At 74.8% G+C, this 22,981-nt stretch carries 20 protein-coding genes; 5 read left to right on the forward strand and 15 right to left on the reverse strand.

The window, feature by feature from the left end:
- Window positions 1-138: 138 nt before the first annotated feature.
- The 7 genes from pheT to infC all read right to left on the reverse strand — a co-directional run bounded on the left by pheT (window position 139) and on the right by infC (window position 7,677).
- Window positions 139-2,646: a phenylalanine--tRNA ligase subunit beta gene (pheT, locus tag ACZ6EJ_RS17545; RefSeq protein ID WP_469268014.1), complete on the reverse strand. Its 2,508-nt coding sequence runs from the start codon at window positions 2,644-2,646 to the stop codon at window positions 139-141.
- Window positions 2,646-3,785, reverse strand: coding sequence for a phenylalanine--tRNA ligase subunit alpha (gene pheS, locus ACZ6EJ_RS17550; RefSeq protein WP_469268015.1), 1,140 nt, complete (start codon window positions 3,783-3,785; stop codon window positions 2,646-2,648). Before pheS ends, pheT begins: the two co-directional genes overlap by 1 nt.
- Window positions 3,786-3,900: 115 nt before the next feature.
- Window positions 3,901-5,067: a sensor histidine kinase gene (locus ACZ6EJ_RS17555; RefSeq protein ID WP_469268017.1), complete on the reverse strand. Its 1,167-nt coding sequence runs from the start codon at window positions 5,065-5,067 to the stop codon at window positions 3,901-3,903.
- A 172-nt stretch (window positions 5,068-5,239) separates the two neighbouring features.
- Window positions 5,240-6,085: a TrmH family RNA methyltransferase gene (locus ACZ6EJ_RS17560; RefSeq protein ID WP_469268018.1), complete on the reverse strand. Its 846-nt coding sequence runs from the start codon at window positions 6,083-6,085 to the stop codon at window positions 5,240-5,242.
- 125 nt (window positions 6,086-6,210) lie between these two features.
- Window positions 6,211-6,594: a 50S ribosomal protein L20 gene (rplT, locus tag ACZ6EJ_RS17565; RefSeq protein ID WP_003970214.1), complete on the reverse strand. Its 384-nt coding sequence runs from the start codon at window positions 6,592-6,594 to the stop codon at window positions 6,211-6,213.
- 107 nt (window positions 6,595-6,701) lie between these two features.
- Window positions 6,702-6,896 carry a 50S ribosomal protein L35 gene (gene rpmI / locus ACZ6EJ_RS17570; protein ID WP_003970213.1) on the reverse strand — a complete coding sequence of 65 codons (195 nt, stop codon included), beginning with the start codon at window positions 6,894-6,896 and terminating at the stop codon, window positions 6,702-6,704.
- A 121-nt stretch (window positions 6,897-7,017) separates the two neighbouring features.
- Window positions 7,018-7,677: a translation initiation factor IF-3 gene (infC, locus tag ACZ6EJ_RS17575; RefSeq protein ID WP_469268102.1), complete on the reverse strand. Its 660-nt coding sequence runs from the start codon at window positions 7,675-7,677 to the stop codon at window positions 7,018-7,020.
- A gap of 386 nt (window positions 7,678-8,063) precedes the next feature.
- Between infC and ACZ6EJ_RS17580 the strand changes: the two genes are divergently transcribed.
- Window positions 8,064-8,426 (forward strand): DUF1844 domain-containing protein, encoded by a 363-nt coding sequence (locus ACZ6EJ_RS17580; protein WP_469268020.1) that lies wholly within the window; start codon window positions 8,064-8,066, stop codon window positions 8,424-8,426.
- 62 nt (window positions 8,427-8,488) lie between these two features.
- Here ACZ6EJ_RS17580 and ACZ6EJ_RS17585 read toward each other — a convergent pair whose 3' ends face one another.
- Genes ACZ6EJ_RS17585 through ACZ6EJ_RS17595 form a run of 3 tightly spaced genes read right to left on the reverse strand, consistent with a single transcriptional unit; the run spans window position 8,489 to window position 11,378 of the window.
- Window positions 8,489-9,217 (reverse strand): SseB family protein, encoded by a 729-nt coding sequence (locus ACZ6EJ_RS17585; protein WP_469268021.1) that lies wholly within the window; start codon window positions 9,215-9,217, stop codon window positions 8,489-8,491.
- A gap of 59 nt (window positions 9,218-9,276) precedes the next feature.
- The gene (gene mycP / locus ACZ6EJ_RS17590; protein ID WP_469268023.1) at window positions 9,277-10,455 is read right to left on the reverse strand and encodes a type VII secretion-associated serine protease mycosin; all 1,179 of its coding nucleotides are present in this window, start codon (window positions 10,453-10,455) and stop codon (window positions 9,277-9,279) included.
- Window positions 10,452-11,378: a hypothetical protein gene (locus ACZ6EJ_RS17595; RefSeq protein ID WP_469268024.1), complete on the reverse strand. Its 927-nt coding sequence runs from the start codon at window positions 11,376-11,378 to the stop codon at window positions 10,452-10,454. The genes mycP and ACZ6EJ_RS17595 overlap by 4 nt, the downstream gene beginning before the upstream one ends.
- A 190-nt stretch (window positions 11,379-11,568) precedes the next feature.
- Between ACZ6EJ_RS17595 and ACZ6EJ_RS17600 the strand changes: the two genes are divergently transcribed.
- Window positions 11,569-12,771, forward strand: coding sequence for an amino acid deaminase/aldolase (locus ACZ6EJ_RS17600; protein WP_469268025.1), 1,203 nt, complete (start codon window positions 11,569-11,571; stop codon window positions 12,769-12,771).
- A gap of 28 nt (window positions 12,772-12,799) precedes the next feature.
- On the opposite strand, the gene ACZ6EJ_RS17605 is transcribed toward ACZ6EJ_RS17600, so the two are convergent.
- Window positions 12,800-13,753, reverse strand: coding sequence for a DUF2510 domain-containing protein (locus ACZ6EJ_RS17605; RefSeq protein ID WP_469268027.1), 954 nt, complete (start codon window positions 13,751-13,753; stop codon window positions 12,800-12,802).
- A 49-nt stretch (window positions 13,754-13,802) separates the two neighbouring features.
- The gene (locus ACZ6EJ_RS17610) at window positions 13,803-14,735 is read right to left on the reverse strand and encodes a LysR family transcriptional regulator (protein WP_469268028.1); all 933 of its coding nucleotides are present in this window, start codon (window positions 14,733-14,735) and stop codon (window positions 13,803-13,805) included.
- A 70-nt stretch (window positions 14,736-14,805) separates the two neighbouring features.
- On the opposite strand from ACZ6EJ_RS17610, the gene ACZ6EJ_RS17615 reads away from it, so the two are divergent.
- Window positions 14,806-15,963, forward strand: a complete 1,158-nt coding sequence (locus tag ACZ6EJ_RS17615; protein ID WP_469268029.1) for a TDT family transporter — start codon at window positions 14,806-14,808, stop codon at window positions 15,961-15,963.
- A 14-nt stretch (window positions 15,964-15,977) separates the two neighbouring features.
- Here the strand turns inward: ACZ6EJ_RS17615 and ACZ6EJ_RS17620 are convergent, their stop codons facing one another.
- The 3 genes from ACZ6EJ_RS17620 to ACZ6EJ_RS17630 all read right to left on the reverse strand — a co-directional run bounded on the left by ACZ6EJ_RS17620 (window position 15,978) and on the right by ACZ6EJ_RS17630 (window position 20,443).
- Window positions 15,978-16,523, reverse strand: a complete 546-nt coding sequence (locus ACZ6EJ_RS17620) for a helix-turn-helix domain-containing protein (protein ID WP_469268031.1) — start codon at window positions 16,521-16,523, stop codon at window positions 15,978-15,980.
- Window positions 16,524-16,689: 166 nt separating this feature from the next.
- A complete protein-coding gene (locus ACZ6EJ_RS17625) occupies window positions 16,690-19,314 on the reverse strand; it encodes an ABC transporter permease/substrate binding protein (RefSeq protein ID WP_469268032.1) in 2,625 nt (874 codons plus the stop codon).
- The gene (locus ACZ6EJ_RS17630; RefSeq protein ID WP_469268034.1) at window positions 19,307-20,443 is read right to left on the reverse strand and encodes a quaternary amine ABC transporter ATP-binding protein; all 1,137 of its coding nucleotides are present in this window, start codon (window positions 20,441-20,443) and stop codon (window positions 19,307-19,309) included. The genes ACZ6EJ_RS17625 and ACZ6EJ_RS17630 overlap by 8 nt, the downstream gene beginning before the upstream one ends.
- Window positions 20,444-20,701: 258 nt before the next feature.
- Here ACZ6EJ_RS17630 and ACZ6EJ_RS17635 point away from each other — a divergent pair, with 258 nt between their 5' ends.
- Together ACZ6EJ_RS17635 and ACZ6EJ_RS17640 are read left to right on the forward strand one after the other, a co-directional pair.
- On the forward strand, window positions 20,702-21,610 hold the full coding sequence (locus ACZ6EJ_RS17635) for a 5'-3' exonuclease (protein ID WP_469268103.1): 909 nt from the start codon (window positions 20,702-20,704) through the stop codon (window positions 21,608-21,610).
- Between the two features lie 343 nt (window positions 21,611-21,953).
- Window positions 21,954-22,805, forward strand: coding sequence for a siderophore-interacting protein (locus tag ACZ6EJ_RS17640; RefSeq protein WP_469268036.1), 852 nt, complete (start codon window positions 21,954-21,956; stop codon window positions 22,803-22,805).
- Window positions 22,806-22,981 lie beyond the last annotated feature (176 nt).

A 22,981-nucleotide genomic window follows, 5' to 3' on the forward strand; every position in this document is an offset into this window, starting at 1 on the left:
AAAAGGGGGGACCCCCCCCCAGAGCGGTGGGGGGCCCGTCTTTTTCGGGCCTCCTCCGTCGGGCGCGCGGGGGGGGCGGGGGGAAAGGGAGGGGGCGCGTCCGGTCGGACGCCCCCCTTCCCCACGCTCACGACGGTGCTACGCCCCGCGCAGCACCGCGCCCGTGCGCTCGGCGGCGAGGGCGACCGCGCTGTCGCGGGCGGCGGACGCCTCCTCGACGGTCAGCGTGCGGTCGGCGGCGCGGAAGCGCAGCGCGTACGCCAGGGACTTGTTGCCCCCGCCGATCTGCTCGCCGGTGAAGACGTCGAACAGGCGCAGCGACTCCAGGAGCCCGCCCGCGCCCTCGCGCAGCGCCCGCTCCACCTCGGCGGCCGGGACGTCCTCGGCGACGACGAGGGCCACGTCCTGGGTCGCGACCGGGAACGTGGAGATCCTGGGCGCCTCGAGCGGGCCGTCGACGGCCCGCTCCAGCACGTCCAGCTCGACCTCGGCGGCGCAGGTCCGCTCGGGCAGGTGGAGCGCCTTGACGACCCGCGGGTGCAGTTCGCCGGCGTGGCCGAAGAGGGTCTCCTCGCCGTCCACGGTGACGTACAGCGCGGCGCAGCGGCCGGGGTGCCACGGGGCGTGCCGGTCGGCGCGGACCGTGACCTCGACTCCGGCCTCCGCGGCGATGGTCCGGGCTGCCTCGACGGCGTCCGCCCAGGTCGCCGGGGTCCCCTTACCCCACCAGCCGGCCTGCTCGCGGGCCCCCGCGAGGACGACGGCGGCGCGGCGCGGCTGCCGCGGCAGGGCCGCGTCCAGGGCGGCGACCTCCTCGTCGGTGGGCCGGCGGTCGACGGGGAGCCGGACGGCGGCCGTCTCCTCGCCGGTGGGCCGGAAGACGAGACCGGTCTCGAACAGCGCGAGGTCGTGGCCGCCGCGGCCGTCGTTGCGCCGCAGCGCGCCCAGGAGGCCCGGCAGCAGCGTGGTGCGCAGCGCCGGCTCCTCGTCGGAGAGCGGGTTGACGAGCTTGACCGTGCGGCGGCGGGCGTCGTCCGCCTCCAGGCCGAGCTGGTCCAGCACGGCGTCCCCGATGAAGGGGTAGCTCAGCGCCTCGACGTACCCGGCGGCGGCCAGCGCGCGCCCGATGCGGCGGTGCAGCCGCTGGCGGTCGGTGAGCCCGCGGCCGGAGGGGGGCGTCGGCAGGGTGGAGGGCAGGTTCTCGTAGCCCTCCAGCCGGATGACCTCTTCGGCCAGGTCGTTCGGCTCGCTCAGGTCGGGCCGCCAGGACGGGACGGTGACGATCAGCTCGTCCTGCCCGTAGACGTCGCAGCCGACCTCCTGGAGGCGGCGGACGACGGTCTCGCGGCCGTAGGCGACGCCGGCGACCCGGTCCGGGTGGTCGGCCGGCATGGCGACGGTGCGCGGGGCGGAGGGCGCGGTGATCTCGGTGACCCCGGCCTCGGCGGTGCCACCCGCCAGGAGGACCAGCAGGTCGACGGTGCGCTGCGCGGCGGCGGCGGCGGCCTGCGGGTCGACGCCCCGCTCGAAGCGCTTGGACGCCTCGGAGGAGAGCTTGTGGCGGCGGGCGGTGCGGGCGATCGAGATCGGGTCGAAGTGCGCGGCCTCGATGACGACCTCGGCGGTGTGCCCGTCCTCGCCGTCGGCGATCTCGGTGTTCGCGCCGCCCATGACGCCCGCGAGGCCGATCGGCCCGCGCTCGTCGGTGATGACCAGGTCCTCGGCGTCCAGCACGCGCACGGCGCCGTCCAGCGTGGTCAGCTTCTCGCCCTGCTGGGCGCGGCGCACGCCGATGGGTCCGGCGAGGCGGCCGCGGTCGTAGGCGTGCAGCGGCTGGCCGAGCTCCAGCATCACGTAGTTGGTGACGTCCACGGCCAGCGAGACGGGCCGCATCCCGGCCTTCTGGAGGCGGCGGCTCAGCCAGATCGGCGTGCGGGCCTCGGGCTGGAGGCCGGTGACGGTGCGCGCGGTGAAACGGTCGCAGCGGGTGGGCTCGGAGATCCGGACCGGGTAGCCGTACGCGTTGGGCGCGGGCACGTCCAGGAGCGCCGGGTCGCGCAGCGGCAGCCCGTACGCGGTGGCGGTCTCGCGGGCGACGCCGCGCATCGACAGGCAGTAGCCCCGGTCGGGGGTGACGGCGATGTCGAGGACCTCGTCGACGAGCTGGAGCAGCTCGATCGCGTCGGCGCCGGCCTCGTGCTCCGGCGGGAGCACGATGATGCCCTGCGTCCCGTCGTCGCCCATGCCCAGCTCGTCGGTGGAGCAGATCATGCCGTGCGAGGTCTTGCCGTACGTCTTGCGGGCGGCGATCGCGAAGTCGCCGGGCAGGACCGCGCCGGGCAGGACGACGACGACCTTGTCGCCGACGGAGAAGTTGCGGGCGCCGCAGACGATCTCCTGCGGTTCGCCGGTGCCGTTGGCGGAGCCGACGTCGACGGTGCAGAAGCGGATGGGCTTCTTGAAGCCCTCCAGCTCCTCGATGGTCAGGACCTCGCCGACGACCAGGGGGCCCTTGAGGCCCGCCCCGATCTGCTCGACGGTCTCGACCTCCAGCCCGACGGAGACGAGCTTGGCCTGTACGTCACGGCCGGTCTCCGTCGCCGGCAGGTCGACGTACTCCCGCAGCCAGGAAAGCGGGACGCGCATCAGATCTCCATCCCGAACGGCCGGGTGAACCGGACGTCGCCCTCGACCATGTCTCGCATGTCCTCGACGTTGTGGCGGAACATCAGCATCCGTTCGATGCCGAACCCGAAGGCGAATCCGCTGTACTTCCGGGGGTCGACGCCGCAGGCGGTGAGCACCTTGGGGTTGACCATGCCGCAGCCGCCCAGCTCGATCCAGCCCTCGCTGCCGCAGGTGCGGCAGGGGCGGTCCGGGTTGCCGACGGACTCGCCGCGGCAGACGTAGCAGACCATGTCCATCTCGGCGGACGGCTCGGTGAACGGGAAGAAGTTCGGCCGCAGCCGGGTCTTCATGTCCGGCCCGAAGAGCGCCTGGACCATGTGGTCGAGGGTGCCCTTGAGGTCGGCCATGGTCAGGCCCTCGTCGACGGCGAGCAGCTCGATCTGGTGGAAGACCGGGGTGTGCGTGGCGTCCAGCTCGTCGGTGCGGTAGACCCGGCCGGGGCAGACCACGTAGACGGGCGGCGTGCGCTCCAGCAGGGAGCGGGCCTGGACCGGCGAGGTGTGCGTGCGCAGCACCACGCCGGACTCGTCGCCCTCGGTCAGCCTGCCGTCGGGGGTGGCGCCCTGGACGAAGAAGGTGTCCTGCATCTGGCGGGCCGGGTGGTCCGGCACGAAGTTCAGGGCGTCGAAGTTGAACCACTCCGCCTCGGCCTCGGGGCCCTCGGCGATCTCGTAGCCCATGGCCACGAAGACGTCCGCGACGCGCTCCATCATCGTCGTGAGGGGGTGGCGGGCGCCCGCGGGTACGCGGTCGTAGGGCAGCGTGACGTCCACGGCCTCCTCGACGAGCACGCGGGCGTCCCGCTCGGCCTCCAGCTCGGCCTGCCGGGCGGCGAGCGCCTTGGAGACGGCTCCGCGGGCCTGGCCCACGCGCTTGCCCGCCTCGGCCTTGGCCTGCGGGGGCAGGGCGCCGATCTCGCGGTTGGCGAGGGACAGCGGCGAGGCGCTTCCGGTGTGCGCGGTCTTCGCCTGGGCGAGCGCGTCGAGGTCGCCGGCGGCGGCGAAGGCGGCGAACGCCTCGTCCCGCAGGCGCTCGATCTCTTCCGGTTTCAGTGCCTCGACCTCGACTGGGTCGTACGACTTGTTCGGTGCCGACATCTCTTCCCGTGCTTCCGATTGGCTGGTGGCGCGGCCCCGCTGGAGACCGCAGGACGCAAAGGTGCCAAAGGTCGAGTCTACGGGCCGCCGGGCGGTCGCCGGGCCCGCGGGGCGCTCAGCCCCTCCTGCCGCCGTTCCAGGTCAGGTGCGCGGGGGCGCTGACCGGCAGGACGAGGCGGAACTGGGCGCCGCCGCCGGGCCCCCGGCGGACGGTGATCGTGCCGCCGTGCGCCTCGACGATGCCCTTGACGATGTAGAGGCCGAGGCCGGTGCCGCCGCGCTTGCTCCCCCGCCAGAAGCGGGTGAAGACGCGGCTCATCGACTCCTCGGGGATGCCCGGTCCTTCGTCGCTCACGGTGACAGCCGTTCCCGTCTCGTCTCTGGTCCCCGGCGCGGGCGCCGGTGCGACCTCGATGGTGACGGTTCCCTCGCCGTGGCGCACCGCGTTTTCCAGGAGGTTGCCGAGGACCTGGTCGACCTTGTCGGGGTCGGCCCACAGGTCGGGCAGCGGCCCTCGGGTGCGCACGTGGAAGCGGTCGGGGTCCTGGCCGCCCGCGGTGAGGGCCTGGACGTGGCGCTCGACGGCGGCGCGGACGTCGACCATCTGGCGGCGGAGCTCCAGGCGGCCGGAGTCGATGCGGGAGATGTCGAGCAGTTCGGCGATGAGCCGGGTGACCCGGCCGGCGTCCGCGTCGACGGTCTCCAGCATCAGCCGCTTCTGGTCGTCGGTGAACCGCTCCCACTTGGCCAGCAGGGTGGCGGTGAAGCCCTTGACCGAGGTGAGCGGCGAGCGCAGCTCGTGGGCGACGGTGGCGATCAGCTCCGCGTGGCTGCGCTCGGTGCGGCGGCGGGCCTCGGTGCCGCGCAGGCAGACCACGACCCGGCGGACCGGGCCGGCGGGCCGGTCGCGTACGTAGCGGGCGGAGACGAGGACCTCGCGGCCGCCGGGGAGCAGCAGGTTGCGCTCGGGCTGGCCGGTGCGGGTGGCGAGGCCGCCGTAGGGGTCGGTCAGGGGCCACCAGCGCTTGCCCTTGAGGTCCTCCAGCGGCAGGGCGGCGTCCAGGGGGCGGCCGAGCGCTTCGGCGCGGGGGGTGGCGGTGATGCGGGCGGCTGCGGCGTTGAAGCAGACGACGCGTCCGCGCTCGTCGGCGACGACGAGGCCGTCGGGCAGGTCGTCGGGGTCGACGGCGGTGCCGGGGCCGCCGTCCGGGGCCGGCTGCCCGTCCCCGGCGCGCTGGGCAGCGGTGTGCGGTGGACGCGGCGAACTCATGCCGACAGCCATCCTCCCGTATCCCCACCTCTCGAACCGGCGCAGTGGGCCCCCGCGCCCGTCACCCTACTAGTGACGGGCGAAGCGGCGACACCCTGCGGGGGGCGTGCGGCGGGGGTGCGCCGCGGGAGGGGGGGCGCATGGCCCGCGCCGCCCGGTGGCGGCCGTCGGGCGGCGTGCTCCGTCACGCGTCGGGGGTGCGCCGGGGGCGCTGGGCGCGCGCCGAGGCGTAGAGGCAGACGGCGGCCGCGGTGGCCAGGTTGAGGCTCTCGGCCTTGCCGTGGATCGGCACCCGGACGACGGCGTCGGCGAGCGCGCGGGTCTCCTCCGGGAGCCCCCAGGCCTCGTTGCCGAAGATCCAGGCGGTGGGGGTGCCCATGGTGCCCGCGTCCAGCTCGTCGTCCAGGTCGTCGGCCCCGGCCCCGTCGGCGGCGAGGATGCGCACCCCGGCGTCGCGCAGGCCCCGTACGGCCTGGTCGACGGGGACGCCCACCGCGACGGGCAGGTGGAAGAGCGAGCCGACCGAGGCGCGCACGGACTTGGGGTTGTAGAGGTCGACCGAGGCGTCGGTCAGCACCACGGCGTCCGCGCCCGCCGCGTCGGCGCAGCGCAGCACCGTGCCGGCGTTGCCGGGGTCGCGCACGTTGGCCAGGACGGCCACCAGGGCGGGCCGGGCCGCGAGGATCTCCTCGAAGGGGGAGTCCAGGAAGCGGCAGACGCCGATCAGGCCCTGCGGGGTGACGGTCTGCGAGACGTCGGCGAGGACGCCGTCGTCGGCCAGGTGGACGCGGGCGCCCGCCGCGTGGGCGGACGCGACGATGTCGGCGTACCGGTCGGCGGCCTCGGGGGTGGCGAACAGCTCGACGAGGGTCGGCCCGCCGTCGCTCCCCCGGTGGGCGGCGGCCTCGCGCACGGCCTGCGGTCCCTCGGCGATGAACCTGCGCTCCTTGCCGCGGAAGTTCCGTCTGGCCAGCCGGCGGGCGGCGGCGACGCGCGGGGAACGCGGGGAGATCAGTTCGGGGGTGCCCATGGTCGGCGGCGAGCCTCTCTGCGTACGGCTGTGTCGGTGGGGGTGCCCGGCGGGTCCGACGCACCGGACCCGCAGGCGGCGTGCGCCTGCGGGTCCGGTTCGCTTACCTGGAAGGGGCGCCTGGATCAGGCGGCCTTCGGGGCGTTGACGTCGCTCGGGAGGGCCTTCTGAGCGACCTCGACGAGGGCGGCGAACGCGTTGGCGTCGTTGACCGCGAGCTCGGCCAGGATCTTGCGGTCCACCTCGATGTTGGCGGCCTTCAGCCCCTGGATGAGGCGGTTGTACGTCATGCCGTTCTGGCGGGCGGCGGCGTTGATGCGCTGGATCCAGAGCTGACGGAAGTCGCCCTTGCGCTTCTTGCGGTCGTTGTAGTTGTAGACCAGGGAGTGGGTGACCTGCTCCTTGGCCTTGCGGTACAGACGCGAGCGCTGACCGCGGTAGCCGCTGGCGGCTTCGAGGATCGCCCGGCGCTTCTTGTGGGCGTTGACTGCCCGCTTGACGCGTGCCACTTGTTAACTCCTTGTAGCGGGGCCGTGGTGGTCGTCACACGGCCCGGAAACGAATTGGTCCCGGTGTGATCGAGGTCCCGCCTCCGGCGTGCGCCGGAGGCCGGGCCTCACTTGCCGAGAAGCTTCTTGATCTTCTTGGCGTCGGCCGGAGCCACGACGACCGTGCCGGTCAGCGAGCGGGTCTTCTTGGACGACTTGTGCTCGAGAAGGTGGCGCTTGCCGGCCCTCTCGCGGAGCACCTTGCCGGAGCCGGTGATCTTGAAGCGCTTGCTGGCACCGCTGTGCGTCTTGTTCTTCGGCATCGCGCCGTTCTCTCCTCGTCAGTGGCGCCCCTCACGATGCGGGGCACCGGACAGCAGGGGCGTCAGATCTCTATGGGACTCCGGGGGGACCCTGGGGCCGCCTGGTTGGCGGCCCCGGAGGTCACGCCTCGGAGGGTGTCTCGGCCGGAGCCTCGGCCGCGTCGGCCGGAGCCTCGGCGGTGTCGCCCTCGGACGCGGCGTCGGACGAACCCTGACGCTCCGCCTTGCGGGCGGCCTGGGCCTCGCGGGCCTCGGCCATGGCTTCGGTCTTCTTCTTGTGCGGGCCCAGAACCATGATCATGTTCCGGCCGTCCTGCTTCGGGCTCGACTCGATGAAGCCGAGGTCCTCGACGTCCGAAGCGAGACGCTGAAGCAGTCGGAAGCCCAGTTCGGGGCGGGACTGCTCACGACCACGGAACATGATCGTGATCTTGACCTTGTCGCCCTGCTTGAGGAACCTGACGACATGACCCTTCTTGGTGTCATAGTCGTGCGGGTCGATCTTCGGCCGGAGCTTCATCTCCTTGATGACCGTGTGCGCCTGGTTCTTGCGCGCCTCACGGGCCTTCATGGCCGACTCGTACTTGAACTTCCCGTAGTCCATGAGCTTGCACACGGGCGGACGGGCGGTCGCCGCCACCTCGACCAGGTCGAGGTCGTACTCCTGTGCGAGTTCCAGGGCCTTGGCAAGCGGAACGATCCCGACCTGCTCGCCGCTGGGCCCGACAAGTCGCACCTCGGGAACGCGAATCCGGTCGTTGATGCGGGGCTCGGCGCTGATGGATCCTCCTCGGTAGCACCACGCGGCCGTCTGGCGGACAGCCGCGTAACGTCTGTTTTCGTGAGACCAACCGAGCCGGAAGCGCAAAAATGCCCCGGACGGGACACAGGCGGGGCTCCAGGAACTACCGGAACACCGCCGCGGTGAACCGCGGGGCTATCGGGCGGGCCCATCGTCCGTACGGAACGATGGTCGCCGCCTGACCGGTGACCCGCCGCCCCTCGGGGCGGCCAGGTGGGAGATCGGAGCCTCCACTTGTGGGCCGGGCACATAGGTGTCCGGCCGGTCGTTACACAAGGTTAGCACCCCGCCCACGCGTGCACCAATCCTCCGTCTCCTGGCTCCCGCCGACGGGAGGGCCGCGGCCTGGCCTTATCGTGTGGGGCATGAGCGACGCGACCCCCAGCAGTGACAGCCCCGGCTTCGACGACATGGCCCGCGACATCGCGGAGGTCCCCGCGGTCGAGGTGATCGTGACGGTCGCCGTCAACCTGATGAGCGCGGCCGCCGTCAAGCTCGGCCTGACCGAGGAGGGCGAGGAGCACAAGGACCTGGACGAGGCCCGGAAGCTGGTGCACGCCCTGGCCGGCCTGCTGGACGCGAGTGCCACGGAGATCAGCTCCTTCCACGCCTCGCCGCTGCGCGACGGCCTGAAGTCGCTCCAGTTGGCCTTCCGCGAGGCCTCGCTGGTGCCGGACGAGGTGGGCCAGGGCCCCGGTGAGAAGTACACCGGCCCCGTCTACGGCTGACCGCCCTCCTTCCGCGTACGACGGAGCCCGCCGCCCCGCGCGGGGCGGCGGGCTCCGTCGCGTCAGCGGACGAACAGGGGCTCGCCCGGCGCCGACGCCCCGGCGGGCAGCACGGCGAGGTCGAGGCCGCTGACCAGCCGGGCCCGCAGGACCTCGCTGGCCGAGAGCGCGCCGGCGACCCGGCGGGCCGCCTCGGCGGGCGACGCGTCCGGGGCGAGGACGAGGGCGAGGGTGCCGTCCGCGCTGCCGGGGCCGAGGTGGGCCCGGACGACGGCGGGCTCGGCCGCCACGGCCTCGCGCACGGCGGCGACCACCGCGGGGTCCTGGAGCGGGTCGGTGCTGGCGCGGTTCTCGGCGAGCGCCAGGAGCGCCTGCCCGGTCAGCTCGAAGGCGACGGGGCCGGCCAGGTCCAGCACGACGGTGTCGGCCTTCTCGTGGGCGGCGGCCTGGAGCGCCTGGTGCAGCGGTACGGCGACGGGGCGGGCGTCGGGGTCCCAGCGGGCCAGGGAGTCCGTCGAGGTGAAGGCGGGGAGCGCGCGCCGGTCGCCCGCCTGGAGAGTGGGGACGGCCATGTCGCTGGTCTTCTCGCGCCGCAGCCCCCGCTCGTCCTCCTCGACCTCGCCGAGGACGGCGACGACGGGGACCAGGAGCCGGGCGCCGCGCAGGGCCGCGAGGACCGGGCCGACGGCGCTCCGGTCTCGGGACCAGGCCTCCAGCGCCCGCGTCAGAGCGGGCGGCGCCGAGCCGTCGTCGTCGGAGAAACCGGGGTCCGGGATGTTCTTGAGCTCCACGGGACGAGCGTAGTGCCTGGTCCCTGCCGTCCGGACGGCAGGGAGACGCGCCGGCCCGCTCAGGCGCCACCGGTGTTCCGGCCGCGCCACAGGACCACGGCGAGGGCCAGCAGCACCGCGCCGAGGCCGCCCGCGAGCGGGGCCGCCCAGTGGGCCGCCGCCTCCCCGGGGGCGGGCGGGGTGGGGCCCGCGCCGAAGTAGCGCCCCCGGTGCCCGGTCGGCCCGGCCTGAGCGCGCACGTCCGCCGGGCGCAGCCGGGCCCCCGCCTCCACGGCCGCCGCCGGATCGACGACGCCGTAGCCGCGGGCGTCGTCGCGCCCCGCCGCGGGGGCGTCGCGGGCGGTGTCGGCGAGCAGTTCCTTGATCTGGGCCGGGCTGAGTCCGGGGTGGGCGGCGCGGACCAGCGCGACCGCGCCCGAGACGAAGGCGGCGGCGGCCGAGGTGCCCCACTCGATGTAGTAGTGGCCGTCGGGGTTGGCGACCACGATGTCGACGCCGGGGGCGCTGACGGTGGCGTACCAGCGGCGGGTGGAGAACGGGGCGTGCGCGCCGTGCCGGTCGACGGCGGCGACGGCGATCACTCCGGGGTACGCGGCGGGGTAGGAGGCCCGGTCGCCCTTCTCGCCGCCGTTGCCGGCCGAGGCGATGACGGGGACCCCCTTGGCCAGGGCGTACTGGATGGCGGAGTCCTCGCCGGGATCGGGGTGGGCGGACTCGCTGTCGTCGCCCAGCGAGAGGTTGATGACGTCGGCGCCGTGGTCCGCGGCCCAGCGGATGCCGTCGGCGAGCGCGGTGCCGCGGGACGTGCGGGCCTTGGCGCGAGCCGGGTCCTTGGACTCCAGGATCACCCGGACCGGCAGGATGCGGGCCTCCGGGGCGATGCCGAGGACGCCGTCGGCGCGCCCCGGCCCGTTGCCGCGTCCGGCGATGATCCCGGCCATCGCGGTGCCGTGCAGGGCCCAGGAGGCGTCGCCGCGCCCGGCGCCGAAGCCGACGAGGTCCTTGCCGGGGAGCACCTGGCCCGCCAGGTCGGGGTGGGCGTCGTCGACCCCGGTGTCCAGGACGGCGACGGTGACGCCCTGCCCCCGCGTGGTCTGCCAGGCGCGGTCGGTGCGCAGGGCGGCGAGGGCCCACTGCTGGTCCCGGATGGCGTCCGCGCGGGCGGGGGCGGCGGGGGCGAGCGCGAGGACGGCGGCGGCGCAGGCCGCGGCGAGCACGCGGCGGGGGCGCCGGGTCACGCCGGCGGCTCCGCGAGGGCGGCGACGGTCGTGCGCAGCCCTCGTTCCACCCGGTCCGCGATGCCCTTCGCCTCGTGGCCCAGCCCGGCCTGGGCGACGTCCGTCGCAGCCCCCTCCGCCATGGCCGCGGCCGCGGGCTGCGGGGCGTCGACGGGGCGGCCGTCCGCGAAGCCGGAGACCGCGAGGACGACGACGGGGATCTCGGTGAGCGGGTTGACCGTCCAACTGGCGCGCTGCCGGTCGCCGAAGGAGGCGGCGACGCCGCCCCGGGGGGCGTACGGGCGCGGCATGAGGTCCCTGCGCGCGGCGAGCCCCTGTTCGGCGAACCGGGCGCGCAGGGCGCGCATCGCCGGGGCGTCGGCCTCGGTGAAGACCAGGCCCACGGTGGTGACGCCGGAGCGGGTGGCGTCGGTGTAGGTGGCGCGCACCAGCCGTGCGCAGCCGACGGGCCGCAGGGCGGCGAGGAGGAGGGGGTCCATGCCCTCGGCGCAGGTGCTGTCGGCGGCGACGGCGAGCCGGGTCCAGGTGCGGTGGGTGGAGCCGGGGCCCGCCCCCCGGCCGTGGAGCGTGGGCGGGAAAAGCGTGTCGACGGGGACGCTGTGCCAGGCCGCGCGGCCGACGGCGTACGGGGTGCGGGTGGGCTCGGCCGAGGAGTCGCCGGTCAGCCAGGCGCCGGTGGCCGCCCCGCCGATCAGGCCGAGCCCGAGCACCACGCAGGCGGCGGCCGAGGCGCCGCGCCACCCCCGCCGGGGCGGGGCGGGGAGGGGGCCGGCCGGGTCGGGCGGCAGCGGGTGGCCGTACCGGGCCGGCGGGGCGTACGGGGGCGGCGGGACGGTTCCCGCGGCGGACCGGAACGGGGGCGGCGGGGCGGGAGGGGCGCTCGGGCGGGGCGGCACGGGAGCGCGCCGCGCTTCGGTACTCATCGGGCCCCCTGCGTACAACATGCTCGTACCGACCACTGCGGAGCACCGCCCCGGCAGGCCCGGCGGTGCTCGCGTGCCGACACTCTACGGGCTGCGGGCGGGCCTCGGGGGACGGGACGCCCCGGTGGGCGGTGATCTGCCGCGAACGCGCCCCTACCCAGTGGCGGAGGCTCTCTGGCAAGCTGCGGCCATGACTGCCCGCGCCGCTGACCGGACCCGGTACGACCGGGCCACCGCCCATCTCGACGCCCCGGTCGCGGTCGTCGACCTCGACGCGTTCGACGCCAACGCCGACGATCTGGTGGGCCGGGCGGCGGGGAAGCCGGTGCGGGTGGCGAGCAAGTCGGTGCGGTGCCGGGCCCTGCTGGAGCGGGTGCTCGCGCGCCCCGGATTCGCCGGGGTGATGTCGTTCACGCTGGCGGAGTCGGTGTGGCTGGCGCGGGCCGGGTTCGAGGACGTCCTGCTGGCCTATCCGTCGGCCGACCGGGCGGCGTTCGCCGAGCTGGCCGCCGATCCGAAGCTGGCCGCCTCGGTGACGGTGACGGTCGACGACCCCGCGCAGTTGGAGCTGATCGACGCGTCGCGGGCCGGGGGGCGGGAGGAGATCCGGGTCTGCCTGGAGCTGGACGCCTCGCTGCGGCTGCTGGGGGGCCGGATACGCGTCGGGGCCCTGCGCTCCCCGCTGCACTCCCCCGCGCTCCTGGCCGACCTGGCCCGGTCGGTGGCGCGCAGGCCGGGGTTCCGGCTGGTGGGGCTGATGGCGTACGAGGGCCATGTGGCGGGCGTCGGCGACGCGCCCGCGGGGCGGCCGCTGCGGGCGCGGGCGATCCGGCTGATGCAGGCCGCCGCCCGCAGGGAGCTGGCGGTGCGGCGGGCCGAGGCGGTGCGGGCGGTCCGCGCGGTCGCGCCGGACCTGGAGTTCGTCAACGGCGGCGGCACCGGCAGCGTGCAGCACACGGCGGCCGAGGCGGCGGTGACGGAGATAGCCGCCGGATCGGGGCTGTACGTGCCCCGGCTGTTCGACGACTACACGTCGTTCACCGGCCGCCCGGCGGCCCTGTTCGCCCAGCCCGTGGTGCGGCGGCCGGGCGTCGGGGTGGTGACGGTGCTGGGCGGCGGCTATCCGGCGTCCGGCGCGGCCGGCGCGGACCGGTCGCCGGCGCCGTATCTGCCCGAGGGGCTGCGGTACGACCCGAGGGAGGGCGCGGGCGAGGTGCAGACGCCGCTGCTGGGCTCGCCCGCCGACGACCTGCTGATCGGCGACAAGGTGTGGTTCCGGCACGCCAAGGCCGGGGAGCTGTGCGAGCGGTTCGCCGCGCTGCACCTGGTCGAGGGCGACCGGGTGGTGGCGGAGGTTCCGACGTACCGGGGCGAGGGCCGCACCTTCCTCTGACCGGCCGGCCCCGCCCGGCGGCCGGTGCTCAGGGGCCGATCGACGCGCCCACGCCGCCGCCGGTCGCGCTGTCCCCGAGAGGGCGGATGGAGCGGGTGATCGTGTCCATCAGGGAGAGCGGCAGCCCCGGCACGCCCGCGTCGAAGGCGAACCGGACGATCACCGGGGACTCGCTGCCCACCGCCGAGGGGAAGGCGAGGGACTGCACCACACCGCCGGGGCCCTTGCCGGTGGTCACCCGCCAGCGCACCAGGTGTCCGGTGCGCCCGGCGACGGCCACCGCTTCCGACGTGAGCACCTCGTGGGACGTGATGCCGCCGTGGGTGCGCCGGCCGACGAGGTCCTCTCCGTAGGCCCGTTCGGCCGCGGCGGCGATGTCGGCCTCGGCCAGGGCCTCGGGGTCGCTCTCCCCCGCCTGGGCCGTTCGGGTGGTGACGGTGCCGTGGTGGCAGAAGCTCGCGGAGGACTCGGGGCAGTCGTGGGCCTGCGCCGTGCGGATGGTGGGCACGTCCTCGGCGGTGCCGGCCGGCTTCTCCCAGCCGTCCGGCACCGGCAGGGTGATCCCGTTGAGCTGGTCGACCAGGACGGAGGGGTCCTCGGCCGGGTCGGGCCCGGCGGAGGGGACGGCCGTCGTGGGCAGCGCGGCGGGCGCCGGCGCGGAGGCCGTCGCCGCCGGGGCGGCCTCCGCACCGCTGTCGCCGCGGGCCAGCAGGACGGCCCCCGTGGCGGCGGCGGCCAGGACCAGCACGCCGCAGAGCGTGAGCGCCGCGGCCCTCCCGCGCCTCCCGCCGCTCCCGGAGCCGTCCGGGGCGGCGCGCTGGTGCGGCAGGGGCAGCGGCGGGGCGGGGACCGCCGCGCCGGGCGCGGGGTGGGCCGCGGTGAGCGGACGGGTGTGGGCGGTCCAGGCCGTGCCGTCCCACCAGCGTTCGGCGCCGGGTGCACCCGTGTCCGGATACCAGCCGGGCGGCGTCACGTGACTCATGCCGACCACTCTAGGGTCCGGCTCCGCCGCCCCCGAAAGGTGCGCGGGGTCAGGCGGGGCGGCCGGTCAGGGCGAGCAGGTCGCGGGCCGGGCCGGTGGGCCGGTGGCCCGCGGGCCACACGGCGCGCAGTTGGCGGCGCAGCCGTACGCCCGCGACGGGGACCCGCACCAGGCGGCGGGCGGCCAGCTCCTCGCCGACGGCCAGCTCGCTGAGGACGCAGGGGCCGGCGCCGGACTCGGCCGCGCCCTTGACCGCCGTGGTGGAGGACAGCTCCAACAGCGGCCGGGCCAGGCCCCCGTGCACGGCGAGCGCGGCGTCCAGGACCTGGCGGGTGCCGGAGCCGTGCTCGCGCAGGATGAGCGGGGCGGCGGCGAGTTCGCCGGGCGGGAGCGGGGCGGTGCGGCGGGCCCACGGGTGGACGGGGGCGACCGCCACGACCAGCCGGTCATGGGCGATGACGGTGCCGTCGAGGCCCTCGGGTGTCGACAGCCCCTCGACGAAGCCCAGGTCGGCCTCGCCGGCGACCAGGCGCCGGGCGACGGCCGCGGAGTTGCCGGCCAGGAGCGAGACCGCGGTGTCCGGCCGCTGCGCGCGCAGTGCGATCAGCCAGCCCGGCAGCAGGTACTCGGCGATGGTCATGCTGGCGGCCACCCGCAGCCGGGAGTCGCGGCGGTCGCGCAGCGCCTGCGCGCCCGCGTCGAACGCCTCGGCGGCCTCGACGATCCGGCGCGCCCAGTCGGTGACCAGCGCACCCGCCTCGGTGAGCCGGGAGCCGCGCGGGGAGCGGTCCAGCAGGGCGACGCCGAGCTGCCGTTCCATGGAGCGGACGCGGCTGGAGGCGGCGGGCTGGGTGACGCCGACGTCCCGCGCGGCCCGGCCGAGGCTGCCGTGGCGGGCGACGGCCAGCAGCAGCTCCAGCGCCCCGAGGTCGGGGACCCGGTGGGCGAGGGGGGCGCGGGGGGTGTGCGGGTCGCCGGTCATCAAGCCAGCTTATGACCTCATAGGAACGGGGTCCCTGGTGGGCGCGGGCGCGGGCGCGAAGACTCGCGGCATGGCCGTCCTCCCGCAGACCCGGACCCCGGTGCAGCCCGCCGCCCTCCCCCGCAGGACGCGGCTGCCGTCGCTGCGGCACATCGGCCCGAACTGGTACGCGAGCGTCATGGGCACGGCGATCGTCGCGAGCGCGGGCGCGGCGCTCCCGTTCCCCGTCCCCGGACTGCGGGCCGCCTGCTCGCTCGTGTGGGCGCTCTCGGCGGTCCTGCTCGCGGTGGTCCTCGCCGCGCGGGCCGGGCACTGGCTCTGCCACCGCGATCAGGCCCGCGCCCATCTGCTGGACCCGGCCGTCGCCCCCTTCTACGGCTGCCTGTCCATGGCGCTGCTCGCCGTCGGCGGGGCGACGCTGGTGGCAGGCCGGGACGTGGTGGGCGCGCGGGCCGCGCTCGCGGTGGACGCGGTGCTGTTCACGGCCGGGACGGCGGTGGGGCTGGCGGCGGCGGTGGCGGTGCCGTACCTCATGGTCGTACGCCATCGCCCCGCGCCCGGCGCCGCGTCGCCGGTCTGGCTGCTGCCCCTGGTCGCGCCGATGGTCTCGGCCTCGCAGGGCGCGCTGCTGGCGCCCCGCGTCCCCGCCGGGCAGGGGCGCGCGACGCTGCTCCTGGCCTGCTACGCGATGTTCGGCCTGTCGCTGCTGGCGACGTTGGTCGTGCTGCCGCTGGTCTTCGCGCGGCTGGTCCACCACGGCCCGCTGCCGCCGGCGGCGGCCCCGACGCTGTTCCTGGTCCTGGGGCCGCTCGGGCAGTCCACGACCGCGGTCAACCAGCTCGCCGACGCCGCTCGGGGCGCGGTCGGGGCTCCGTACGCCTCGGCGTTCGAGGCGTTCGCGGTGGTGTACGGGGTGCCGGTGACGGGTTTCGCGCTGCTGTGGCTGGCGCTGGCGGCGGCCCTGGTGGTGCGGGCGGTGCGCGACGGGATGGGGTTCTCGATGACGTGGTGGGCCTTCACCTTCCCGGTCGGCACGTGCGTCACCGGGGCGGCCGGGCTGGCGCGCCACACCGGGCTGGACGCGCCGGCGTGGCTCTCCGCGGCGCTGTACGCGGTCCTGGTGGCGGCGTGGGCGGTGGCGGGGACGCGGACGGTGGCCGGGGTGCTCGGTGGAACGCTGACGGCGGCTCCCGCACCGCCCCGGCCCGCCGCGGCGCGTACGGGGTGATCGGGCGGCGGGTCTCAGCGGCGCGAGTCGTAGGTGGCGTCGATGTGCTCGGCCACCGAGACGACCAGGAGGCGGGTGCCGGGCACGGTGGCGCGCCAGCGGTGGCGGACCCCGCCGGAGAGGAACAGGGTGTCGCCGTGCGCCAGCCGGTAGGCCTGGCCCTCGGCCTCGACGTCGACGGCGCCCTCGACGACGTACATCATCTCGTCGTTGCGGTGCTGGAACTCGCGGCCCAGGTCCGGCTCGCCGCTGAACTCCAGGGCGCTGAGCTGGTGGCGGCCGCGCACCACGCGGCGCACGCCCTCGCCCTGCCCGGCCCGGACGACGTCCACCGCGCGCGCGGAGTCGGCGGCGTCCCGCAGCCGCGAGGTGGAGGTCTCCAGGGCCTCGGCGACCCGGTCGAGGGAGCGGGGGCTCGGGCGGGCGCGCTCGTTCTCGATCTGGCTGAGGAAGGGCACGGAGAGCCCGCTGCGCGCGGCGACGGCGGCCAGCGTGAGCCCCAGGGTTCTGCGCCGGCGCCGGACCGCGGCGCCTACCCGCGGTGTGTCCTTGTCGTCCATCTCTCGATGCTCCCTCCCACCCCCGCCATCCTCGCGGCTGCCAGCACCTTACGCACATGGTCGCGCACAAGGTCCGGTAATCGACCCCCCGCGGGCGGAAGGGGCGGCCCCCGCCCGACGGCGGGGGCCACCCCTTGCGACCTGCGCTTTCGTGTCCGCGATGTTCCTACTGGGGCGCCATCGTGTCCACGATGCCCGGATTCTCGCCCATCCAGGCCCGGACGGCTTCCTCCTCGTGGCCCGCGCCGCGCTGCTGGATCTCGTTCTCCAGCCCGGCGAGCTGCCCCTCGCTGAGCCGGAAGTCCTTGAACCACGCGGTCAGCCGCGGGTACCGCCGGGGGAAGTCCGCGGAGCCGATGGTGTGCAGCCGGTCGCCGCCGCCGAACGCCTTCCGCGGGTCGGCGAGCTTGGTCAGGCCGTACTCGTCGTACGCCCAGTGCGGGGTCCACAGCAGGACGGCGATGGGCTCCTTCTTGGCGTACGCCCGCTTCAGCTCGGCCAGCATGGACGGAGTGGAGGAGTCGAGGACCTCGTACTCCTCGTCCAGCCCGTACCGGGGCAGGACGTTCTTCTTGAGGTTCTCCATGGTGGCGGCGCCGGGCTCGATGCCGATGATCCGGCCCTTGAACGCGGAGCCCCGGCCCTTGAGGTCCTCCAGGGTCCGGACGTTCCGCACGTAGTCGGGGACCGCGATCTCGATGGAGGTCGGCCCGTACCAGGAGCCGAGGTCGGTCAGCCGGTCCCCGTACTCGTCCCAGTAGTTCTTCTGGGTGTACGGGAGCCAGCCGTCGAACTGCACGTCGATCTGGCCGCGCGCCATGGCGGCGTACATGGGGCCGACCTCGAACTGCTTGAGGTCCACCCGGTAGCCGCGCTCCTCCAGGACCGCCTTCCACAGGTAGGTGGCGGCGATGTCCTCCTCCCAGGGGAACCAGGCGACCTTCAGCGGGCGGTCGCGCTCGTCCTCGCCGGCCGCGGCGGACCCGGCGTCCTTCGGGAGCGGGGTCCACGCGTCGGCGACGCCGGGATTGGCCTCCAGCCAGGTGCGGACGGCCTCCTGCTCCTGGCCGGAACCGGCCCGCTGGATCTCCGCCTCAAGGCCCGTGAGCTGCTTCTCGCTCATCGTGAAGTCCTTGAGCCACGTGCTGACCAGGGGGTTCTCGGTGGAGAAGCCCTTGCGCGCCAGAGTGTGGACGCCGTCGCCCTCGCCCCAGAGCCTCTTGGGGTCCTTGAGCTTGGTGAGGTCGTACTCGTCGTACGCCCAGTGCGGCGACCAGAGCGGGACGACGATCGGCTCCTTCTTGGCGTACGCCCGCTTCAGCTCGGCCAGCATGGACGAGGTGGAGCCGTCGAGCAGCTTGTACTCCTCGTCCAGGCCGTAGCCGGGCAGGAGCTTGTCCTTGAGCAGGCCCATCTCGCCGGCGCTGGGCTCGATGCCGACGATGCGGCCCTTGAACTCGGCGGCCCGGCCCTTGAGGTCCTCCATGGACCGGACGTCCTTCATGTACGCCGGGACGGCCAGCTCCAGCGAGGTGGGGGCGTACCAGGCGCCGAGGTCCTCCAGGCGGTCCTGGTACCTCTTCCAGTAGGCGGCGTGGGTGACCGGCAGCCAGGCGTCGGTCTGGAAGTCGATCTGCCCGTTGGCCATGCCGGTGTACAGCGCCCCGGCCTCGTACTGCTTGGCGTCGACCTCGTAGCCGCGCTGCTCCAGCAACTCCTTCCAGAGGAAGGTGGAGGCGATGCCCTCGTCCCACGGGATGTAGCCGACGCTGATCCTCTTGCCGTCGCCGACCTGCGCGGCCCGGTCGGGGTCCTGCGCCTTCGTGCCGCCGAAGAGGTTCATGCCGCCCGCGACGAGCGCGAGGACGACGATGCCGACGACCGCGACGGAGGCCTGCGGGCGGTAGCTCCAGATCCTCCACCCGTCGGCCGCGGCGCGGGCCCTGGCGACCGCGCGGCGGCCCAGCGGGGAGACCTCGGAGCCGAGCGCGGCGGTCATCCGGTCCAGGTACATGGCGAGGATGACGATGGAGATGCCCGCCTCGAAGCCGAGGCCGACGTCGACGTTGCCGATGGCCCGGTAGACGGAGCCGCCGAGGCCGCCGCCGCCCACCATGCCCGCGATGACGACCATGGACAGGCCGAGCATGATGACCTGGTTGACCCCGGCCATGATCGTGGACAGGGCGAGCGGCAGTTGGACGCGCAGCAGGGTGTCGCGCGGGGTGGTGCCGAAGGCCTCGGCCGCCTCGACGAGTTCGCCGTCGACCTGGCGGATGCCGAGTTCGGTCATCCGGACGCCCGGCGGCAGCGCGAAGATGATGGTGGCGATGATGCCGGGGACGACGCCGACGCCGAAGAAGATGACGCCGGGGATCAGGTAGACCATGGCGGGCATGGTCTGCATGAAGTCCAGGACCGGCCGGGTCACCGCGCCGACCGCCTTGGAGCGCGAGGCCCAGATGCCGAGGGGCACGGCGATGGCCAGCGTGACGAGGGTCGCGACGAGCACCAGGGTGAGGGTGTCCATCGCCTCGTCCCACAGTTCGACGGAGTCGATGAGGGCGAATCCGGCGAAGGCGAGCAGCGCCGCGGGCAGGCCGCGCAGCCACCAGGCGACGAGGGCGACGATGCCCGCGAACAGGAGCGGGGCGGGGGCGGACAGGACGGCGGCTATGCCGTCGAACATGCCGCTGACGAGCGAGCTGATCGCGTCGAACAGCCAGGCGAGGTGGGTCTGGAGCCAGTCGACGGCGGAGTCGACCCAGGCACCGAGGGGGAGTCTAGACACCGGCCACCTTCTTCGCGCCGTGCGCCGCCGCGGGCTCGGCGTCGCGGGGGGCCGGGACCGGGGCCATCGGCTCGCCGAGCACGGCGAGCAGCCGGGAGCGGGGGACGACGCCGACGAGCCTGCCGGCCGCGTCGGTGACGGCGACGGCGTTGGCGCTCAGCGAGCAGGGGGTGAACAGGTCGATGACGGGCGTCGACTCGCGGACCGAGGCGGGGGCGGCGGCCAGCACGTCCTGCGGGGTGCGCAGCTCCTCGCCCTCCTCGGTGGCGGTCCCCATGACGGTGTGCGGTTCGGCCATGATCGCGCCCGCGGTGAGGACCCGTGAGCGGTCGACGTCCTGGGTGAAGGAGGCGACGTAGTCGTTGGCCGGGGTGACGAGGATGTCCTCGGCGGTGCCGAGCTGGACGATCCTCCCGTCGCGCATGACGGCGATCCGGTCGCCCAGGCGCATGGCCTCGTTGAGGTCGTGGGTGATGAAGACGATGGTCTTCTTCAACCGCTTCTGGAGCTCCAGGAGCTGGTCCTGCATGTCGCGCCGGATCAGCGGGTCGAGCGCGCTGAAGGACTCGTCCATCAGCAGCAGGTCGGCGTCGGTGGCCAGGGCGCGGGCGAGGCCGACGCGCTGCTGCATCCCGCCGGACAGCTCGTCGGGCCAGGACTTCTCCCAGCCGTCGAGGCCGGCGAGCCGCAGCGCCTCGGCGGCCCGCTCCTGGCGCTCGGCGCGGGGCACGCCCTGCACTTCGAGGCCGTAGGCGGCGTTCTCCAGGACGCTCCGGTGGGGGAAGAGCGCGAAGTGCTGGAACACCATGCTGATCTTGGCGGAGCGGACGTGCCGCAGCTCGCGGGGGCTCAGGCCGGTCAGGTCCTGACCGTCGAACAGCACGCGGCCCGCGGTGGGCTCCAGCAGGCCGTTGAGCATCCTGAGCAGGGTGGACTTGCCCGAACCGGACAGTCCCATGACGACGAAGATCTGTCCGGGCTCCACGGTGAACGAGGCGTCGATCACCGCTGCGGTCGTTCCGTCGGCGCGCAGCTCGTCGCGGTCCGCGCCGTCCGCGAGTCTCCGCACGGCTTGATCGGGTCGTCTGCCGAACACCTTGTACAAGTGCTCGGCTTGCAGCCTTGACACATACACCTCACGCGTTGAACCGAGAACGGTCCGCCACCCCCGTCGGCAGACCGTGGAGCGGCGCGGTTTCGGCCCGCATGGACGTGCGCCAGTGGAAAACGCGACGTAGCTCGCTCCGGTTCCGCCGCTGCCCGTGCTTACACAGAGCAAACACAGAAGTGATCCAACTCACCGGAGCGTGACGGATCGGCCGGGCCGGGTCACTGGCGGCGACTGTCGGCGGGGTGGGGCATCATCGGGTCCGTGACGCGACGCCTGATGCTCCTCGACACCGCCTCCCTGTACTTCCGCGCCTACTTCGGCGTCCCCGACTCGGTCCGCGCGCCGGACGGGACGCCGGTGAACGCGGTCCGCGGGCTCCTCGACTTCATCGGCCGGCTGGTGCACGACCACCGGCCGGACGAGCTGGTCGCCTGCTGGGACGACGACTGGCGGCCCCAGTGGCGCGTCGACCTCATCCCTACGTACAAGGCGCACCGGGTCGCCGCCGTGACGCCTGCGGACCGGCCCGACGAGGAGGAGGTCCCCGACACGCTGTCACCGCAGGTCCCGATCATCGAGGACGTGCTGGAGGCGCTGGGGATCGCCCGCGTCGGCGTCGCGCCCTACGAGGCGGACGACGTCATCGGCACCCTCGCGGGGCGGGCGACCGGGCCGGTGGACATCGTCACCGGCGACCGCGACCTCTACCAACTGGTCGACGACGCCCGCCGAATCCGGGTGCTCTACCCGCTCAAGGGCGTCGGCACCCTCCAGGTGACCGACGAGGCGTGGCTGCGCGAGAAGTACGGGGTGGACGGCGCGGGCTACGTCGACCTGGCCCTGCTGCGCGGCGACCCGAGCGACGGCCTGCCGGGCGTCCCCGGCATCGGCGAGAAGACGGCGGCGAAGCTGCTGGACGCCTTCGGCGATCTCGCCGGGATCATGGCCGCGGTGGACGACCCGGCGGCGAAGCTGACCCCGACCCAGCGCAAGCGGCTGGACGCGGCGCGGGACTACCTGGCCGTCGCCCCGAAGGTGGTCCGGGTCGCCGGGGACGTCCCGCTGCCGGCGTTCGACCCGGCGCTGCCGCGCGAGCCGCGCGACCCGGCCGCCCTGGAGGCGCTGGCCGAGCGGTGGGGGCTGGGCGGGGCGCTCCAGCGGCTGCTGGCGGTGCTGGAGGGCTAGGGTCCTTCGTTCGGATCGGGCCGGTTCGGGGCGCGGGGCCCGGTGTGCGCGGACGGCGCGGGCCGGGGCGGTGACGACCGACGACGCCGCCGCGGGCGCGCGTGCCGGGGCCCGCGGGACCGGCACGATCCGGACGGGAGGCCCCGGCGACCGCCGGAACGTCTCGCCGAGATGAGGACGCATCAGCCGCGGGATGCTAACTTAGGTATGCCTAAGTCATCGGGGCCGGAGGCGTCCGGTCCCCGCCGGGAGGGACGGGCGCCGCCCGCGTCCGCTGACGCGACGGCGCGTCCGGGTGCGCCCGTCCGCCCCCTCGGACACACGCCGAACCAGGGAGTACCTCGTGGCAGAGCGGCCGGCCCGGCAGGGACCCAAGGCCCAGGGTGCGCGGGTCGTGCGCACCGAGCAGATCACCCCGCACATGGTGCGGGTGGTCCTCGGCGGCGAAGGGCTCGCGGATTTCGCCCTCGACGGCTTCACCGACCACTACATCAAGCTCTGTTTCGCGCCCCAGGGCGCCGACTACGAGCACCCGTTCGACATGGCCGCCATCCGCGAGAGCCACCCGCGCGAGCTCTGGCCCACCACCCGCACGTACACCGTGCGCTCGTGGGACCCGGTCGCCCGCGAGATGGCCGTCGACTTCGTGGTCCACGGCGACGAGGGCCTCGCCGGCCCGTGGGCGCGGCGGGCCCGGCCGGGCGAGCAGGTCACCTTCCTCGGCCCCGGCGGCGGTTACGCTCCGCGGGCCTCGGCCGACTGGCACCTGCTGGCGGGCGACGAGAGCGCACTGCCGGCGATCGCCGCGTCCCTGGAGCGGATGCCGGCGGGCGCGGTGGTGCACGCGTTCGTCGAGGTGTCGGACGCCTCCGAGGAGCAGAAGATCGTCACGCCGGACGGGGTGGCCGTGACCTGGCTGCACCGCGGCGACCGCCCGGTGGGCGAGGCGCTGACCGCGGCGGTGAAGGGACTGGAGTTCCCCGCGGGCGAGGTCCAGGCGTTCGTGCACGGCGAGGCGGGCTTCGTGAAGGAGATCCGCCGCTACCTGCGCGTGGAACGGCAGATCCCGCTCCCGCGGTTGTCGATCTCGGGCTACTGGCGGCTGGGCCAGAACGACGACGCCTGGCGCGCCGTCAAGCGCGAGTGGAACGAGCAGGTGGAGCGCGAGCAGGAGAGCGGCACGACCGCGGCGTGACCTCCGCCGCCGTGTGAGCGCGGCTCCGTGGACCCGCCCGCCGCAGACCGCGGCGGGCGGGTTCCGTGCGTCCGGGGGCGGCTTCCGCCTGCGCGGGCGGGCGGCGGCGCGCAACCCGCCGGGTCGAGCCGTCGCCTCTTCCGGGGCGCGGTCTGGAAGGATCACGCGCATCCGAC

Source organism: Streptomyces sp. NPDC041970, from assembly GCF_055588985.1.